The sequence below is a fragment of the Microbacterium sp. NPDC080005 genome, from assembly GCF_040702445.1.
GTDB classification, from domain to species: domain Bacteria; phylum Actinomycetota; class Actinomycetes; order Actinomycetales; family Microbacteriaceae; genus Microbacterium; species Microbacterium oleivorans_D.
Map to the genome: position 1 here is coordinate 137506 of NZ_JBFBLD010000001.1, position 17207 is coordinate 154712.

A 17207-nucleotide genomic window follows, 5' to 3' on the forward strand; every position below is an offset into this window, starting at 1 on the left:
CTCGACCTCGACGCCTTTCAGCTTGGCTGGCAACTCACCACAGGTGAAGTTGTTGATTCGATTGAAACACATGTGGTTCGACATGTAAATATCTAGGCAAATTGTCGACAAAGTCACTTGTCGGCGAAGAACACCGACCGCACCTCATCGCCGCAGACCGGGCATGCCTCTCCCCGCCGGCCGTGGACGGCCATCCCGCGACGCTTCGCATCCTTGAGATCGGCGGGAGGTCTGCCGGATGCCGCGGCGACGGCCTCGGCGAGCGTCTGCTGCATGGCGGCGTAGAGCCGATCGATCTCGGCATCCGTCAGCGTGGCGGCCAGGGCGTAGGGCGACATCTTCGCCGCGTGCAGGATCTCGTCGGAATACGCGTTGCCGATGCCGGCGATGATCGACTGGTCGCGAAGCACCCCCTTGATCTGCGTCCGCCGTCCGGCGAGGAGTCCCGCGAGGGTGTCGCGCGTGAAGGACGGGTCGAGGGGGTCGGGACCGAGTCGGGCGATCCCGGGGACATCGGCGGGGGATCGGGCTGCGTAGTACGCGAGGGACTTCTTGGTGCCGGCCTCGGTGAGGTCGAACCCCGACCCGTCGTCGAACCCGACCCGCAGCGCGATGGGTGTCTTTCCCGGACGGATGACGGTCGCCGGGAGCTGGTCGTACCACCGCAACCAGCCGGCCTTGGCGAGGTGGAAGACGAGGTGGGCACCGGCATCCGTCTCGAGGTCGACGAACTTCCCGTGCCGCTGGGCGCCGGTCACCGTCGCGCCCTTCATCGCGTCGATCGGGGGATCGTAGGTCTTCAGGGCGGCGATGTTCGCGACGGAGACCTTCGTGACGGTCAGTCCGGTCGCGCGCTCGCGCAGGAAGTCGACCAGTCCTTGCACCTCGGGCATCTCCGGCATGCCGTCATCCTGCCACTCGCATCGGACGGTGATGAGGGGGTTGTCAGATCACCGGCCAGCGCACCGGGGTGCGGTCGTCGTCGGGGAGGAGCGCCGCGATCCATCCGTCGTAGCGCCCGCGGGGGTCGCTGAGGCCCTGCCGCAGGATCCCCTCGTACCGGAAGCCGAGCTTCTGCGCGACACGTGCCGAGGCGCCGTTGCCGACGATCGCTCGCCACTGGATGCGGGCGAGGGCGAGCGGTTCCGCGAAGCCGAAGTCGACGACGGCGGTCGCGGCCTCGGTGAGGTAGCCGTGGCCACGGGCCGCGGCATCCATCCAGAACCCGATCTCGGCGGAGCCCTGCTTCTCGACCCGATGCAGCCCGATCATGCCGATCCAGCGACCCTCGCGGCGCACCGCCCAGGTGAGCTCGCTCTCCTCGTCCCACCAGGAGGCGGCCTTGTCGATGAACTCCTCCGCGTGCCGTCGCTCGTAGGGAGAGGGCAGGGTGGTCCAGCGCGGCACCTCGGGGTCCTGTGCGGCGGTCGTGATGGCATCGATGTCGGCCGCCGTCGGCATCGACAGTTCGAGTCGCTCCGTCCGCAGGGTCACCGGTTCCACCCTCCGACCCTATCCGCGTGTCCGCAGCGCCGCGTCAGGCGTCCGGATGCTGCTGGATCCAGACCGCCATGGCGGCGAGGTTCGCGAGCGGAGCCATGGCGCCGATGACGGGCGCGTCGAAGACCATCGATTCGACGCCCGCTTCGGCGTACGAGGCGACCCAGCCGGCCGCGTCGGGGAGGGGGACGGCGAGCACGCGGCCGCGCTCCTCGACGGGGATGCCGAAGCCCGCCGCCGCATCCTGCGCACGCTGCGCCGTCGAGAACGCGAAGATCGCGGGGCCCTGCTCGGTCGTGGCGGCGAAGGGAGTCGGGGCATCGTCCGTGCCTCGGGCGATGAACAGCCACTTCTCGAGCGCGAACACCGCCCGCCAGAGGCGCTCCTGGGCGGCGCGGTCGTCGGGCGCCGCCATGGAAGGGCCGGCGGCCGCGTCGATCGCGGCGACCAGCTCGGGGGCAGGGTCGAGGCGCGGCTCGTCAGACACGTCGCAGCAGCCCGAGCTTGTCGTAGACGTCGGTCAGGGTGCGGTCGGCGACCTCGTCGGCGCGCGCGGCGTTCGCGGCGAGCACGCGGTCGAGCTCGGCCGGGTCGTCCAGCAGCTCGAGGGCGCGTTCGCGCACCGGACCGAACTCCGCCACCACGACCTCGGCGAGACCCTTCTTGAAGTCGCCGTATCCGCGGCCGGCGTACTCGTCCTCGATGGAGGGGATCTGCCGCCCGCTCAGCGCGGCGTAGATCACGAGCAGGTTGGAGACCCCGGGCTTGGCCTCGCGGTCGTAGCGCACGACGCCCTCCGAGTCGGTGACGGCGCGCATGACCTTCTTCGCGGACTTCGCCGGATCGTCGAGCAGCCACAGCACACCGGCATCCGACTCGGCGGACTTCGACATCTTCGCCGTCGGGTTCTGGAGGTCGTAGATGCGCGCCGTGTCCTTCTGGATCACGGGCATCGGCACGCGGAACGCCTCGCCGTAGCGGCCGTTGAACCGCTCCGCGAGCGTGCGCGTCAGCTCGACGTGCTGCTTCTGGTCATCGCCCACGGGCACGATGTCGGTCTGATAGAGCAGGATGTCGGCGGCCATGAGGATCGGATAGGTGAACAGGCCGACGTTCGTGGCGTCGGTGCCGTAGCGTGCCGACTTGTCCTTGAACTGGGTCATCCGGTTCGCCTCGCCGAAGCCCGTCACGGTCGAGAGCACCCAGGCGAGCTCGGCGTGCGCACGTACGTGCGACTGCACGTACAGTGTCGACTTCGACGGCTCGATGCCCGCAGCGATGTACTGCGCCGCGGTGCGCCGGGTCTTCTCGCGCAGCTCGGCGGGGTCGTTCGGCTGGGTGAGCGCATGGAGGTCGACGACGGAGAAGAACGCGTCGTAAGCCTCCTGCAGGTCCCGCCACTGCATGAGAGCCCCGATGTAGTTGCCGATCTGAAGAGAGTCGGCGGAGGGCTGCATTCCGGAGTACAGGCGGGGTTTGCTCACCCTACGATCCTAGGCGCGAACGGATGCCGCGCCCCCGCGGCCCGGCTCAGCCGCCCAGCGTGTAGTCGGCCACGACCGGCGCGTGGTCGCTCCAGCGCGTGTCCCAGGAGGGTGCCCGCACCACGCGATAGTCGGTCGCTCGCGTCGCGAGCTCGGCGGTCGCGAGGTGGTAGTCGATGCGCCAGCCGGTGTCGTTGTCGAACGCCTTCCCGCGGTTCGACCACCACGTGTACGGCCCGTCCACCTCGCCGGCGAACGAGCGCCCCACGTCTACCCAGCCGAGCCCACGACCGCTCTCGCCGTCGACCGTCGTCACCGTCTCGCCCGCGGGCGCAGTGAAGCGGTCGAAGTAGGCGCGCTCGCGCGGCAGGAAGCCGGCCTTCTTGACGTTGCCCTTCCAGTTGCGGATGTCGAACTCGCGGTGACCGACGTTGAGGTCGCCCGTGATGAGGGCGAGGTCGCCGAGGTGCGGCATCCGCTCTTCCATCGCGTCGAGGAACGCGTACTTGGCGTCCTGCTTCTCGGTGCCGGCCTCGCCGGTGAACACATAGGCGCTGACGACGGTGAGGGTCTCGCCCTCGACCTCGACGTCCGCCTCGACCCATCGTCCCTTCGAGTCGAGCGTCTCGTCGCCCAGCTCGATGCGCCACACGTCCAGCGGCTCACGGGCGGCGATGGCGACACCTGCGCGCCCCTTCGCGAGGGCCTCGTCGTTCACGATGTGCCAGCCGGGCAGGGCCGCGGTGAGATCGGATGCCTCGGCTCGCACCTCCTGCAGGGTCAGGATGTCGACGCCCGCCGTCTCGAGCCAGGCGTGCATGCCCTTCCGGGCGGCGGCGCGGATGCCGTTGACGTTGACGGAGGCGATGCGGACGGTTCGAGGCACGCCTGCCAGCCTATGCGGGCCCGCCGACACCGGTCGTGCCGCGAGTCCGCTCGAGCAGCTCCTCCGCGCGGCGCAGGTCTCGGCGTGCCGCCGGCCGCTGCCACCATCGGGCCTCCGCGAGAGCGGCACGCGCCTCGCGCGCGCCCGCCTCGGCGACCAGGCGCAGCGCCTCCCGCTCGGCCGCGCGCCGCTCCTGCGCCGTCAGGGGTGCGAGAGGGATGTCGGCGTCTCGCGCGGCGACACCGATCCAGGATGCCGCGACGAGCATGACGATGCCCGCCAGACGCAACCACAGAAGCAGACCGATGACGACGGAGAAGGTGGCGAGGAGGGGATTGGTGGGGGAGTAGGCGGCCAGGAAGCCGAATCCGAGCTGGAGCAGGGCGAGCGCCGCACCGCCGGCCGTCGCGCCAGGGATGATCGACCGCCACGGAAGGGACGTTCCGGTGAGGAACCGGATGAGCAAGGTCAGGGCGGCGGCGTTCAGCACGACGCTCACGACCACCGAGCCGATGCGGCTCGCGAGTTGCGCGGCGGAGGAGGGCACGTCGACCTCGAACCAGGCCAGCACCTGGGTCAGGACGCCGCCCGCGATCAGTCCCAGACCGGCGCCGAGGACGAGGGCCGCACCGAACAGGATCGCCGCGACGAGGTCTCCGAGCTTGAGCAGGACGAAGCTGCGGGCATCGAACGGCAGCCCGAAGATGTCGCGCACAGCCCGCCGGGTGAAGGTGACGAAGCCGATGGCGGTCCAGACGGCGACGGCGAGGGCGATCGATCCGGTCACGGCGAGCAGGCTGCCGCTGTCGCGCGCGATCGACGCCACGTCGTCGGGATCCACAGGCCCCGCGTCGCCGATGAACCCCGGGATGTAGGAGTCGACCACGCGGATCAGCCCGTCGATCGCTGCCTGCGAGCCACCGAGCCACAGCCCGACCACCGCGAAGGCGGCGTAGAGGGTCGCGAAGAGCGCGAACAGGGACTGATAGCTGATGGATGCCGCCAGCAGGAACCCATTCCGACGCAGGAAGTGCCGCCACACCCGCACCGGGAACGACGCGACCGTCGCCCGGGTGAGCTGGGTGGCCCGCTCGATGGGCTGGTCGAGGCGCTCACGCAGACGAGACGCCTCCCACCGCTCGCGCAGGGGAGGCGTCGTGTCGTCCGAGGTCACGCCTCGAGGCTATCGGGCGGGATCAGCCGCGCAGGACCGCCTGCTTGACCTCGGCGATGGCCTTCGTGATCTCGATGCCGCGGGGGCACGCCTCGGTGCAGTTGAAGGTCGTGCGGCAGCGCCACACGCCCTCCTTGTCGTTGAGGATGTCGAGACGCACGTCGCCGGCGTCGTCGCGCGAGTCGAAGATGAAGCGGTGCGCGTTCACGATCGCCGCGGGACCGAAGTACTGGCCGTCGGTCCAGAAGACGGGGCACGACGAGGTGCATGCGGCGCAGAGGATGCACTTGGTGGTGTCGTCGTAGACGGCGCGGTCCTTGATGGACTGGATGCGCTCCTTGCCCGGCTCCGGCGCGGTGTTCGCCTGCAGGAAGGGCTGCACGTCGCGGAAGGACTCGAAGAACGGGTCCATGTCGACGATGAGGTCCTTCTCCAGCGGCAGGCCCTTGATCGCCTCGACGTAGATCGGCTTCGAGATGTCGAGGTCCTTGATCAGCGTCTTGCAGGCGAGGCGGTTGCGGCCGTTGATGCGCATGGCGTCCGAGCCGCAGATGCCGTGGGCGCACGAGCGGCGGAAGCTGAGCGTGCCGTCGACGTCCCACTTGATGCGGTGCAGCGCGTCGAGCACACGGTCGGTCGGGTACATCTCGACGTCGTAGTCGACCCAGCGCGGCTCGGCGTCGACCTCGGGGTCGAAGCGCCGGATGATGAAGGTGACCAGGTACGACTGGATGCCGGAGTCCGTGGACTCCTGCGTACCGGTCGGAGCGTCGGAATCGACGATGGTCATCAGTACTTCCTCTCCATCGGCGGGTAGTTGTACTCGCCCTGCTCGTTCTTCGTGAACACGACCGGCTTCCAATCCAGGCGGATGTGGTCCTCGGGGTTCGCGGAGTGCGGGTCACCCGTGAGGTAGGCCATCGTGTGCTGCATGTACTTGTCGTCGTTGCGGTCGGGGTAGTCCTCGCGCATGTGACCACCGCGGCTCTCGCGCCGATTGCGCGCTGCGTAGGCGACGATCTCGGCGATGTCGAGCAGGAAGCCCAGCTCGACGGCTTCGAGCAGGTCGGTGTTGTACCGCTTACCCTTGTCGTCGACGTGGACGTTCTTGTACCGCTCGCGCAGATCGTTGATGGTGCCCATGACGTTGGTGAGGGTCTCCTCGGTGCGGAACACCTGGGCGTTCGCGTCCATCTCCTCCTGCAGCTTCTTGCGGAGGGTCGAGATGCGCTCGGTGCCGGCGTTGTTCCGCAGGCCCTCGATCATCTCGCGGACCTCCTTCGCGGGGTCCTCGGGGAGCGGCATGAACTCGGCGGTCTGGACGTACTCGACCGCGTTCTGGCCCGAGCGCTTGCCGAAGACGTTGATGTCCAGCAGCGAGTTGGTGCCGAGGCGGTTCGCGCCGTGCACCGACACGCACGCGCACTCGCCGGCGGCGTAGAGACCGGGGACGATGGTGTCGTTGTCGGCGAGGACTTCACCCTTGGTGTTGGTCGGGATGCCGCCCATCGCGTAGTGGGCCGTCGGCATGACCGGAACGGGCTCGACGACCGGGTCGACACCGAGATAGGTGCGGGCGAACTCGGTGATGTCGGGGAGCTTGGTCTCGAGGACCTCCGCGCCGAGGTGCGTGCAGTCGAGGTAGACGTAGTCCTTGTTCGGACCGGCGCCGCGGCCCTCGAGGACCTCCTTGACCATGCATCGCGCGACGATGTCGCGGGGGGCGAGGTCCTTGATGGTCGGGGCGTAGCGCTCCATGAACCGCTCGCCCGAGGCGTTGCGGAGAATCGCGCCCTCACCGCGCGCACCCTCGGTCAGGAGGATGCCGAGGCCCGCGAGGCCGGTCGGGTGGAACTGGAAGAATTCGATGTCCTCGAGCGGCAAGCCCTTGCGCCACACGATGCCGACGCCGTCACCAGTGAGGGTGTGCGCGTTCGAGGTGGTCTTGAAGATCTTGCCGAAGCCGCCCGTCGCGAAGATGACGGCCTTCGCGTGGAAGACGTGGAGGTCTCCGGTGGCGAGCTCGTAGGCGACGACCCCGGCGATGCCGGTGCGACCCAGGGCATCCTTCACCGTGATGAGGTCGAGCGCGTAGAACTCGTTGAAGAAGTTGATGCCGAGCTTGACGCAGTTCTGGAACAGCGTCTGCAGGATCATGTGGCCGGTGCGGTCGGCGGCGTAGCACGCACGACGCACCGGGTTCTTGCCGTGCTCGGCGGTGTGACCGCCGAAACGACGCTGGTCGATCTTGCCGTCGGGCGTGCGGTTGAAGGGCAGGCCCATGTTCTCGAGGTCGATGACCGCGTCGATGGCCTCCTTCGCGAGGATCTCCGCCGCGTCCTGGTCGACCAGGTAGTCGCCGCCCTTGACGGTGTCGAAGGTGTGCCACTCCCAGGAGTCCTCTTCGACGTTCGCGAGCGCCGCCGCCATACCGCCCTGCGCGGCGCCGGTGTGGCTGCGCGTCGGGTAGAGCTTCGTGATGACGGCGGTCTTGGCCCCGGGACCCGCCTCGATCGCGGCGCGCATGCCCGCGCCGCCGGCGCCGACGATGACGACATCGAACTGGTGGTAGTGGACGCCGTCCTTGACGACGGAGTCCGCGGTCTGAGTGCTCACGTGACGATTGCCTCTGTTCTATCCGTATGCGTGCCGGTCGGACCGGCTCAGCCCTGTGCCTTGCAGACCTCTGCGACGATGCTGCCGTCGAGGTTCGGGATGCAGGGGTCGAAGGTGAAGACGACGAGGGTGCCGAGCAGGATCATGAATCCGGCGACCACCCACAGGCTCGTGACGAGCACCTTCCGCACCTTCGCGTTTGTGACGTAGTCGTTGACGATCGTGCGCATGCCGTTGGTGCCGTGGATGAAGGCGAGCCACAGCATCAGCACGTCCCACACCTGCCAGAACGGGCTGGCGAACTTGCCGGCGACGAACGCGAAGTCGAGGGCCGAGATGCCCTCGCCGACCATCAGGTTGACGAAGAGGTGACCGAAGATGAGGACGATCAGCAGCACGCCCGAGACGCGCATGAAGACCCAGCCCCACTTCTCGAGGTTCGGTCCCTTCTTGCGGACGGCGGCCTTGCCCTGCGGGGTGCGCGGAGGGACGAGGGTATCGGCGGTCATCAGTGCTCGCCTCCCATGTGCGAGAAGACGTTCGGAAGGTGGCGTGCGGCGAAGCCGACGAGCGTGACCGCCCAGACGGCCAGGACGCCCCACCAGAGCTGACGCTGGTGACGCGTCGCCCACGGCCACAGGTCGACCGCGATGATGCGGAGCCCGTTGAACGCGTGGTACACGATCGCCGCGACGAGGGCGACCTCGCCGAGACCCATGATCGGATTCTTGTACGTGCCGATGACCGCGTCGTATGCGTCGGGGGAGACCCGGATGAGGGCCGTGTCGAGCACATGCACGAGCAGGAAGAAGAAGATGGCGATGCCGGTGATCCGGTGCAGCACCCACGACCACATGCCCTCGTTGCCGCGGTACAGCGTGCCGCGCGGGGTCTTGGACGTGGTCTCAGCTACCGACGGCGTGACGCGTGCTGGTGCAGACACGGTCGTCCTCCCTTGGGTGAGATGGGTCGCGCTGCGCGGCGAGGTCACGGCATCCCCAGGGAATGTCGCCCATCGTCGCAAGCGGGCGCACCGACCATCCTAAGCGGCGCTGAAGGTGGCGGGCGAGGAAGGGGAGCCTTAGAACATATTGATCACGGCCGTCCTCTCGGGACCGCGCCCGTCACGCGGACGGAACGGGGGCGTCACGACCGGCCGATAGGGTTCGGACCATGGTCGAACACATCGAGGACTTCTACGCCGTGATCCCCGCCGGGGGCGTCGGTTCACGTCTGTGGCCGCTCTCGCGCGCGGACGCGCCGAAATTCCTGCACGACCTGACCGGATCCGGGCACTCGCTGCTGCGCGACACCTGGAACCGACTGGAACCTCTGACCGGTCCCGACCGCATCGCGGTCGTCACCGGTCGTGCGCATCGCGCGGCGGTCGAGGCGCAGCTGCCCGGCATCCCCGACAAGAACGTCATCCTCGAGTCCGAGCCGCGGGACTCGGCGGCCGCGATCGGTCTCGCGGCGGCGATCCTGCACCGTCGGCATCCGGACGTCGTCATCGGCTCCTTCGCGGCCGACCACGTCATCCGCGGGTCGCGCGTCTTCGAGTTCGCGGTGCGCGACGCCGTCGAGGTCGCCCGCGAGGGGTACATCTGCACGATCGGCATCCAGCCCACGGAGCCGGCGGTCGGATTCGGGTACATCAAGCGGGGCGGCGAGCTGATCGTCGACGGGGCGCGGGATGCCTCGCTCGTGGAGCGCTTCGTCGAGAAGCCCGACCTCGAGACGGCCAAGACCTACGTCGCCGATCGCTCCTACCTCTGGAACGCGGGCATGTTCATCTCGCGGGCAGACGTGCTGCTCGCCGAGATCGAGGCCAACAACTCCGCCCTGCACGCCGGGCTCATCGAGCTCGCGGAGGCCTGGGACGACCGCGACCGGCGAGGACCGGCCGTCGACCGCATCTGGCCCACGCTCGAGAAGATCGCCATCGACTACGTCGTCGCCGAGCCCGCCGCCGAGAAAGGCCGGCTCGCCGTCGTGCCGGGTCACTTCGACTGGGACGATGTGGGGGACTTCGCCAGTCTCGCGAAGCTCAACTCGGGAGGGCGCACCGACCTGGCGATCCTCGGTAAGAACGCGCGCGTGCTGTCGGACCGGGCGAGCGGCATCGTGGTGTCGCAGACGAGCCGCGTCATCAGCATCATCGGGGTGAAGGACATCGTCGTGGTCGACACGGACGACGCGCTCCTGGTCACCACCGCGGAGCACGCGCAGCGCGTGAAGAGCGTCGTCGATGCTCTCAAGGTCACCGGCCGCGGAGACGTCCTCTGATCCGAGTCGTGCTGCGTTCGCAATTGCGCAGGATGCCGCTCCCGTGACGAGATGATTGCGGCTTTGTAACCATTCCGACGTACGGCCTGATCACGCTGCGTCCTCGACGTCACAGTAGGTAACTTCGGATGCGCACGCCCGCGAAGTCCGCGGGCTCCCTTCCCGTGGAGGCACTTTTGACCATCTCGAACCCGAAGAAGCTTGCCGGCATCGCCGGCGCTGCGCTTCTCATCGCGGCCCTCGCGGGCTGTGGCACCGCGCCCGAGCCGGGCTCGTCCGCGGCTCCCGGCGCATCCGGTGACGTCGTCGAGGGCTTCAAGCCCTGCCTGATCTCCGACGCCGGCGGCTGGAACGACAAGTCCTTCAACGAGTCGGCCAAGAACGGCATGGACCAGGCCGCAGAAGAACTCGGCGTCGAGCCCCTCGAGTTCGAGTCGACCAACGACAACGACTACGAGCCCAACATGACGACGGCGATCTCCGAGGGCTGCAGCCTGATCGTCTCCGTCGGCTTCAAGCTCGCTGCCGCGACCGTCGAGGCGGCCAAGGCCAACCCCGACCTGCAGTTCGCGATCATCGACGACTACGCGGACACCGACCAGGACGGCGCGACCGACGCCGACAACATCAAGCCCCTCGTATTCAACACGGCCGAGGCGGCGTACCTCGGTGGCTACGCGGCCGCTGCATGGTCGGCTCAGTCGGGTGTCAACAAGGTCGGCACCTTCGGTGGTCTGCAGATCCCCTCGGTCGCTGTCTTCATGGACGGCTACGCGCTGGGTGTCGAGAAGTACAACGAGGACAAGGGCGCTGACGTCCAGCTCTTCGGTTGGGATGTCGCGGGCCAGAAGGGCGCCTTCACCGGTGGCTTCGACGCGAACGACACGGCCAAGCAGACCGCTCAGTCCGTGCTCGACCAAGGCGTCGACGTCATCCTCCCGGTCGGCGGCCCGATCTACCAGAGCGCCGCAGCAGCCATCAAGGACAGTGGTGAGGACACCCTGATGCTCGGTGTCGACAGCGACCTCGCCGTCGCCGACGACAGCGTGGCGGACATCACGCTGGTCTCGATCATGAAGGCGATCGACGTGGCCGTCCACGACGCGACCGTCGCTGCAGCCGGGGGCGAGTTCGACGCTGCCCCGTACATCGGCACGCTCGAGAACGAGGGTGTGAAGCTCTCCGAGTTCCACGACTTCGAGTCGCAGCTGCCCGAGGGCCTCGCCGACGAGCTGACCGCTCTGCGCGACGGCATCATCGCCGGCGACATCACGGTGGAGTCGAAGAACTCGCCGTGATCTGACGTACGGGCACTCGGGGCGGGCAGCGCGCAGCTGCCCGCCCCGAGTGCCGTTAGCTGAACATCGGATGGCGGGCCTGCCTCTCAAGCCCGCCGGATAGGGTGCCTTGTATGAAGCTCGAGCTCCGCGGAATCACGAAGAGATTCGGCAGCCTCGTCGCCAACGACCACATCGACCTCGTGGTCCAGCCGGGGGAGATCCATGCTCTCCTCGGCGAGAACGGCGCCGGCAAGTCCACGTTGATGAACGTCCTCTACGGCTTGTACCGCGCTGACGAGGGCGAGATCGTCCTGGACGATGTGGTCCAGAATTTCCGGGGGCCTGGCGATGCCATGGCCGCCGGGATCGGCATGGTGCACCAGCACTTCATGCTCATCCCCGTTTTCACCGTGGCTGAGAACGTGATGCTCGGTCACGAGAAGACCCGAGGTCTCGGCCGCCTCGATCTGCAGCAGGCACGCGAGCACGTGCGCGCCGTCGCCGACCGGTTCGGCTTCCAGATCGACCCCGACGCGCTGGTGGGGGACCTCCCCGTCGGTGTCCAGCAGCGCGTGGAGATCATCAAGGCCCTGTCGCGCGACGCGAAGGTCCTCGTCTTCGACGAGCCCACCGCCGTTCTGACGCCGCAGGAGACCGACGAGCTGATGGGCATCATGCGCCAGCTCCGGGACGAGGGGACCTCTATCGTCTTCATCACCCACAAGCTCCGTGAGGTCCGCGAAGTCGCCGACCGCATCACGGTCGTCCGCCTCGGCAAGATCGTGGGCACGGCGTCGCCCACGGCGACCAACGCCGAGCTCGCTTCGCTGATGGTCGGCCGAGCCGTCGAGCTCACCGTCCAGAAGGACGCGCCTCGCGTGGGAGAAGGCGGACTCGAGGTCCGCGCCCTGCGCGTTCTCACCCCGACCGGAGCCATCGTCGTGGACGACGTGTCGTTCGACGTCCGGCCGGGTGAGATCCTCGCCGTGGCGGGCGTGCAGGGCAACGGCCAGACCGAGCTCGTCGAGGCGATCGTGGGGCTCGCCGCACGGACGGAGGGCTCCATCCGCCTCGACGGCACGGAGCTGGTCGGGATGAGCGTCCGCGGCATCCTCGATGCCGGTGTGGGCTTCGTGCCCGAGGACCGCAAGGAAGACGGACTCGTCGGCGGCTTCTCCGTCGCCGAGAACCTCATCCTCGATCGCTCGACCGATCCCGCGTTCTCCCGCGCCGGCACGATCCGTCGCTCCGAGTTGGATGCCTTCGCCCGTGCGCGCATCGAGGAGTACGACATCCGCACCCGCGGGCCGGAGACTCCTGCGGGCACCCTCTCCGGCGGCAATCAGCAGAAGGTCGTGATCGCCCGCGAGATGAGCCGCGAGCTGAAGCTGTTCGTCGCCGCCCAGCCCACGCGCGGCGTCGACGTCGGATCGATCGAGTTCATCCACAAGCGCATCGTCGAGACCCGCGACGCCGGCATCCCCGTCGTCGTGGTGTCGACCGAGCTCGACGAGGTGACCGCCCTCGCCGACCGCATCGCCGTCATGTACCGCGGTCGCATCGTGGGGATCGTCCCCGGCGACACGCCCCGCGAGACCCTCGGCCTGATGATGGCCGGCGCAACCGACCCGGAGGTGGCCGCATGAGCGGCACGACGCCCGGCGCCGCAGATGCGGCGCGCCCTGTGGAACAGCTGCCTGCTGCGAAGGGCCCGCTCGCGGGGGACAACGCCCCGTCCCCCACACGGACGGACGTGTTCTTCCGAGAACTGATGCGCGGCAGCGCCGTGACCACCGTTCTCGCCATCGTCCTCGCGATGATCGTGGGTGGCATCCTCATCGCCGTCACCAACGAAGACGTCCAGCGCACGAGCGGCTACTTCTTCGCGCGTCCGACCGACACACTCGTCGCGGTGTGGAACTCGGTCTACAACGGATACGAAGCGCTGTTCCGCGGCGCTGTCTTCAACCCGCGCGTCGACGACTTCGCCACGCAGATCCGCCCGCTCACCAACTCGCTCGGCTTCGCGGCACCTCTCATCGCAGCCGGTCTGGGCGTCGCCCTGGCATTCCGGGTGGGACTGTTCAACATCGGCGCCCGCGGGCAGATGCTCGTCGGTGCCCTGTTCGCGGGCTTCTTCGCCTTCAACCTCGACCTGCCGCTGCTGATCCACCTGCCGATCACGCTGCTGGCCGGCATCCTCGGCGGTGCCATCTGGGGCGGTATCGTCGGGGTGCTCAAAGCCAAGACCGGGGCGCACGAGGTGATCCTCACGATCATGCTCAACTACGTGGCGTATTACCTGCTGCTGTGGATGCTGCGGACGCCGGGCCTCCTGCAGGCGGAGGGGAGCAACCAGCCGCAGTCCCAGCCGACCCCGGCGAGCGCGCAGTTCCCCGATCTCCTCGGTCCGACCTTCCCTCAGCTGGACTGGGGCTTCATCCTGGTCATCGTCGCGACCGTCTTCGTCTGGTGGCTCGTCGAGCGCTCCAGCCTCGGTCTGCGGATGCGCGCCGTCGGTGAGAACCCGCACGCCGCGCGCGCCGGCGGCATCAATGTGGAACGCATCTACGTCTACGCGATGCTGTTCGCCGGAGGACTCGCGGGCCTCGCGGCCATGAACCAGATCCAGGGGAACGTGACCTCGGGCTTCGCCGCCACGATCGACGCCGGCATCGGTTTCGACGCCATCACGGTCGCGCTCCTGGGACGCAGCCGGGCATGGGGCACCTTCGCCGCCGGCATCCTCTTCGGCGCCCTCAAGGCGGGATCGTTCTCCATGCAGGCGCAGGGCATCCCCGTGGACATCGTGCTCGTGGTGCAGTCGCTCATCGTGCTGTTCATCGCCGCGCCCCCTCTGCTGCGTGCGGTGTTCTTCCTTCCCAAGACAGAATCCGAAAAGGCCGACAAGGCGCGAGCCAAGGCCGCGAAGAAGGCGGTGGCGGCATGAGTGCTCCGGCTCCCGCAGTAGAGGCCGACGGCACGATCCAGCTGGCCGTCGTCAAGGAGAGGCACTTCAAGGTGCCGATCGTCTTCGGCGCCGTCGTGTTGCTCCTGGCCGTGCTGTTCCTCGTGGTCCCGCGCGGCGTCACGTCGGCGTTCCGCCTGGGCGACCCGACGTCGTCGATCGCGCTCCCCAACGTGGAGGTCCCGACCGGAGCAACCAGCTGGGGTGTCGTGGTCGTCCTCGTGCTCCTCGCGGGTCTCGCCGCGTGGAACGCCTGGAACTACCGCCGCACACCGCTCTGGTTGACGGCGCTGTTCGCCGTGCTCGCGGTGTTCGCGTTCCTCGTGTGGGCGGCTGCCGGCGGGCTGGTCCCGGTGACGAGCCTGTTGTTCGGCGCGGTCTCGCTGTCGGTGCCCCTCGTCTTCGGTGCGCTCGGCGGCGTCATCGGCGAGCGAGTGGGTGTCGTGAATGTGGCCATCGAGGGGCAGCTGCTCCTCGGCGCGTTCTCGGCGGCTCTGCTGTCGAGCATCACCGGCAACCCGTTCGTCGGACTGTTCGGCGCCATGATCGGCGGCGTGCTGGTCTCGTTCGTCCTGGCCGCGTTCGCGATCAAGTACCTCGTCGACCAGGTGATCGTCGGTGTCGTGCTCAACGTGCTGGTGACGGGGCTCACCGGTTTCCTCTACGGCGCGCTCCTGGTTCCGAACGAGACCGAGCTGAACCGTCCCGAGCGGTTCGGGCGCATCGAGATCCCGCTGCTCAGCGAGATCCCCGTCATCGGTCCGGTCCTGTTCAATCAGACCTTCATCGTCTATCTGATGTACATCACGGTGGCGATCGTGGCGTGGGGCCTCTACCGGACCCGTTGGGGCCTTCGTCTGCGCGCCGTGGGTGAGCACCCGCAGGCGGCGGACACCGTGGGGATCAAGGTCAACTCGACGAGGTTCTGGAACGTCTCGCTGGCGGGCGCGATCGCCGGCATCGGCGGCGCGTACTTCACCCTCGTCTCCGTCCCGCAGTTCGGCAAGGAGATGACCGCAGGTCTCGGCTTCATCGCGCTGGCCGCCGTCATCTTCGGACGGTGGGATCCCATCCGGGCGACACTCGCTGCCCTCCTCTTCGGATTCGCGACGAACCTGCAGAACCTCCTCACCATCCTGGACACGCCGATCCCGAGCGAGTTCATGCTGATGCTGCCCTACGTCGTGACCATCCTCGCGGTCGCTGGCTTCGCCGGTCAGATCCGAGGCCCCGCCGCGTCAGGAAAGCCCTACATCAAGGGCTGACCGGGATGCCGCGAGCCGCGGCATCCGCCAGAACTACGAAGGAAGAGTCGTGACCGACATCGATTGGGACGAGCTGCGCACCGCGGCCGTCGAGGCCATGGAGAAGGCGTACGCGCCCTACTCCCGTTACCGCGTGGGCGCCGCAGCGCTCGTGAGCGACGGGCGGATCGTGACCGGCTGCAATGTCGAGAACGCTTCCTACGGCGTCGGCCTGTGCGCCGAGTGCGGGCTCGTCGGCAACCTGCACATGACCGGCGGCGGCGAACTCGTCGCCTTCGTGTGCGTCAACAACGACGGCGAGACGATCATGCCGTGCGGACGGTGCCGGCAGCTGCTCAACGAGTTCGCGATCCCCGGGATGCTGCTGGAGACCGTGTCCGGCATCCGCACCATCGACGAGGTCCTCCCGGACGCCTTCGGCCCGCGTGACCTGGAGGCCGCCCGATGAGCCAGGTCGAGCCCTTCGACGCGGTCGACGTCATCCGCACCAAGCGCGACGGGGGAGCGGTCCCCGAGGACGCTCTGCGCTGGATGGTCGACGCCTACACGCGCGAGTACGTCGCAGACTCGCAGATGGCCGCCTTCGCGATGGCGGTTCTCCTCAACGGGATGAGCCGGGACGAGATCCGCGTCATGACCGACGCGATGATCGCCTCGGGCGAGCGGATGAGCTTCGCCGGTCTCGGCAAGCCGACGGTCGACAAGCACTCCACCGGCGGCGTCGGTGACAAGATCACTCTTCCGCTCGCGCCGCTCGTCGCGTCCTTCGGTGTGGCAGTGCCGCAGCTCTCGGGTCGCGGCCTGGGTCACACCGGGGGCACCCTCGACAAGCTCGAAGCCATCCCAGGGTGGCGCGCGGCGCTCAGCAACGACGAGATGGTCGCGCAGATGCGGGACGTCGGCGCGGTCATCTGCGCCGCCGGATCCGGCCTCGCCCCCGCCGACAAGCGGCTCTACGCGCTGCGGGACGTCACCGGCACCGTCGAGGCGATCCCGCTGATCGCCTCGAGCATCATGTCGAAGAAGATCGCCGAGGGCACCGACTCTCTCGTCCTCGACGTCAAGTTCGGGTCCGGCGCGTTCATGCAGGACGTCGACAAGGCCCGCGAGCTCGCCCGCACCATGGTCGCCCTCGGCACGGATTCCGGTGTCGCCACCACAGCTCTGCTCACGGACATGAGCACACCGCTCGGCCTCGCGATCGGCAACGCGAACGAGGTCCGCGAGTCCGTCGAGGTTCTCGCCGGCGGCGGCCCCGCGGATGTCGTCGAGCTGACCGTCGCGCTCGCCCGCGAGATGCTCGCCCTCGCCGGTCATCCCGACGCGGACGTCGAAGCCGCGCTGAGGGACGGTCGTGCGATGGACTCGTGGCGCCGGATGATCCAGGCGCAGGACGGCGACCCGGATGCCGCGCTCCCGAACCCGCGCGAGACCCACACCGTCACCGCGACCGAGTCCGGCGTCGTCACGAGGCTGGAAGCCCTCCCGTTCGGGATCGCCGCCTGGCGCCTCGGCGCGGGCCGCGCGCGTGCGCAGGACCCTGTCATCCACGCCGCCGGCATCGACCTGCACGTGAAGCCGGGCGACGCCGTCACTGCTGGACAGCCGCTGTTCACCCTGCTGGCCGACGATGAGAACCGCTTCGCGCGGGCTACCGAGGCGCTCGAGGGCGCCTGGGAGATCGGTGCGGAGGCACCGGCATCCACTCCGCTCGTCCTCGAGCGCATCACCGCCTGACCCCCTCACGA

Annotated in this window: 17 protein-coding genes; 7 read left to right on the top strand and 10 right to left on the bottom strand. The window is 68.4% G+C overall.

All coding sequences use genetic code 11. The features are described 5' to 3' along the window. Nucleotides 1-113: 113 nt before the first annotated feature. Genes AB0259_RS00640 through sdhC form a run of 10 tightly spaced genes read right to left on the bottom strand, consistent with a single transcriptional unit; the run spans nt 114 to nt 8603 of the window. Complete coding sequence (locus tag AB0259_RS00640; RefSeq protein WP_366221218.1) at nt 114-902, bottom strand: DNA-formamidopyrimidine glycosylase family protein; 789 nt, start codon at nt 900-902, stop codon at nt 114-116. A gap of 43 nt (nt 903-945) precedes the next feature. Further along, nucleotides 946-1503: a GNAT family N-acetyltransferase gene (locus AB0259_RS00645; RefSeq protein WP_251583122.1), complete on the bottom strand. Its 558-nt coding sequence runs from the start codon at nt 1501-1503 to the stop codon at nt 946-948. Nucleotides 1504-1537: 34 nt separating this feature from the next. Then, complete coding sequence (locus tag AB0259_RS00650) at nt 1538-1987, bottom strand: hypothetical protein (protein WP_251583124.1); 450 nt, start codon at nt 1985-1987, stop codon at nt 1538-1540. Then, a complete protein-coding gene (gene trpS / locus AB0259_RS00655; RefSeq protein ID WP_308222259.1) occupies nt 1980-2984 on the bottom strand; it encodes a tryptophan--tRNA ligase in 1005 nt (334 codons plus the stop codon). The genes AB0259_RS00650 and trpS overlap by 8 nt, the downstream gene beginning before the upstream one ends. Nucleotides 2985-3030: 46 nt before the next feature. After that, nucleotides 3031-3870: an exodeoxyribonuclease III gene (locus AB0259_RS00660; RefSeq protein ID WP_366221215.1), complete on the bottom strand. Its 840-nt coding sequence runs from the start codon at nt 3868-3870 to the stop codon at nt 3031-3033. 10 nt (nt 3871-3880) lie between these two features. Next, complete coding sequence (locus tag AB0259_RS00665) at nt 3881-5044, bottom strand: YhjD/YihY/BrkB family envelope integrity protein (protein WP_366221214.1); 1164 nt, start codon at nt 5042-5044, stop codon at nt 3881-3883. Between the two features lie 22 nt (nt 5045-5066). Further along, a complete protein-coding gene (locus AB0259_RS00670) occupies nt 5067-5834 on the bottom strand; it encodes a succinate dehydrogenase iron-sulfur subunit (protein WP_064001349.1) in 768 nt (255 codons plus the stop codon). Then, nucleotides 5834-7660, bottom strand: coding sequence for a succinate dehydrogenase flavoprotein subunit (gene sdhA / locus AB0259_RS00675; RefSeq protein WP_251583136.1), 1827 nt, complete (start codon nt 7658-7660; stop codon nt 5834-5836). Before sdhA ends, AB0259_RS00670 begins: the two co-directional genes overlap by 1 nt. Before the next feature lie 47 nt (nt 7661-7707). Further along, on the bottom strand, nt 7708-8169 hold the full coding sequence (gene sdhD, locus AB0259_RS00680; protein ID WP_251583142.1) for a succinate dehydrogenase, hydrophobic membrane anchor protein: 462 nt from the start codon (nt 8167-8169) through the stop codon (nt 7708-7710). Further along, nucleotides 8169-8603: a succinate dehydrogenase, cytochrome b556 subunit gene (gene sdhC / locus AB0259_RS00685; RefSeq protein WP_251583144.1), complete on the bottom strand. Its 435-nt coding sequence runs from the start codon at nt 8601-8603 to the stop codon at nt 8169-8171. Before sdhC ends, sdhD begins: the two co-directional genes overlap by 1 nt. A gap of 230 nt (nt 8604-8833) precedes the next feature. Here sdhC and AB0259_RS00690 point away from each other — a divergent pair, with 230 nt between their 5' ends. From AB0259_RS00690 to AB0259_RS00720, 7 genes are all read left to right on the top strand, one after another. Further along, complete coding sequence (locus AB0259_RS00690) at nt 8834-9946, top strand: mannose-1-phosphate guanylyltransferase (protein ID WP_366221210.1); 1113 nt, start codon at nt 8834-8836, stop codon at nt 9944-9946. Nucleotides 9947-10122: 176 nt separating this feature from the next. After that, nucleotides 10123-11244, top strand: a complete 1122-nt coding sequence (locus AB0259_RS00695; RefSeq protein ID WP_251583235.1) for a BMP family ABC transporter substrate-binding protein — start codon at nt 10123-10125, stop codon at nt 11242-11244. 113 nt (nt 11245-11357) lie between these two features. Continuing rightward, entirely contained in the window at nt 11358-12872 is a 1515-nt protein-coding gene (locus tag AB0259_RS00700) for an ABC transporter ATP-binding protein (RefSeq protein WP_251583148.1), read from the top strand. After that, nucleotides 12869-14176 carry an ABC transporter permease gene (locus tag AB0259_RS00705; protein ID WP_251583149.1) on the top strand — a complete coding sequence of 436 codons (1308 nt, stop codon included), beginning with the start codon at nt 12869-12871 and terminating at the stop codon, nt 14174-14176. Before AB0259_RS00700 ends, AB0259_RS00705 begins: the two co-directional genes overlap by 4 nt. After that, nucleotides 14173-15459: an ABC transporter permease gene (locus tag AB0259_RS00710; RefSeq protein ID WP_251583151.1), complete on the top strand. Its 1287-nt coding sequence runs from the start codon at nt 14173-14175 to the stop codon at nt 15457-15459. Before AB0259_RS00705 ends, AB0259_RS00710 begins: the two co-directional genes overlap by 4 nt. Nucleotides 15460-15508: 49 nt before the next feature. Next, on the top strand, nt 15509-15907 hold the full coding sequence (locus AB0259_RS00715) for a cytidine deaminase (RefSeq protein WP_251583153.1): 399 nt from the start codon (nt 15509-15511) through the stop codon (nt 15905-15907). Beyond that, nucleotides 15904-17196, top strand: coding sequence for a thymidine phosphorylase (locus AB0259_RS00720; protein WP_366221207.1), 1293 nt, complete (start codon nt 15904-15906; stop codon nt 17194-17196). The genes AB0259_RS00715 and AB0259_RS00720 overlap by 4 nt, the downstream gene beginning before the upstream one ends. The last annotated feature ends 11 nt before the right edge of the window (nt 17197-17207 follow it).

Bases quoted from the DNA above. Each gene is read 5' to 3' on its own strand.
- AB0259_RS00720 (WP_366221207.1), top strand. From the start codon at position 15,904: ATGAGCCAGGTCGAGCCCTTCGACGCGGTCGACGTCATCCGCACCAAG.
- sdhD (WP_251583142.1), bottom strand. From the start codon at position 8,169: ATGACCGCCGATACCCTCGTCCCTCCGCGCACCCCGCAGGGCAAGGCC.
- AB0259_RS00710 (WP_251583151.1), top strand. From the start codon at position 14,173: ATGAGTGCTCCGGCTCCCGCAGTAGAGGCCGACGGCACGATCCAGCTG.
- AB0259_RS00640 (WP_366221218.1), bottom strand. From the start codon at position 902: ATGCCGGAGATGCCCGAGGTGCAAGGACTGGTCGACTTCCTGCGCGAG.
- AB0259_RS00700 (WP_251583148.1), top strand. From the start codon at position 11,358: ATGAAGCTCGAGCTCCGCGGAATCACGAAGAGATTCGGCAGCCTCGTC.
- AB0259_RS00670 (WP_064001349.1), bottom strand. From the start codon at position 5,834: ATGACCATCGTCGATTCCGACGCTCCGACCGGTACGCAGGAGTCCACG.
- AB0259_RS00690 (WP_366221210.1), top strand. From the start codon at position 8,834: ATGGTCGAACACATCGAGGACTTCTACGCCGTGATCCCCGCCGGGGGC.
- AB0259_RS00705 (WP_251583149.1), top strand. From the start codon at position 12,869: ATGAGCGGCACGACGCCCGGCGCCGCAGATGCGGCGCGCCCTGTGGAA.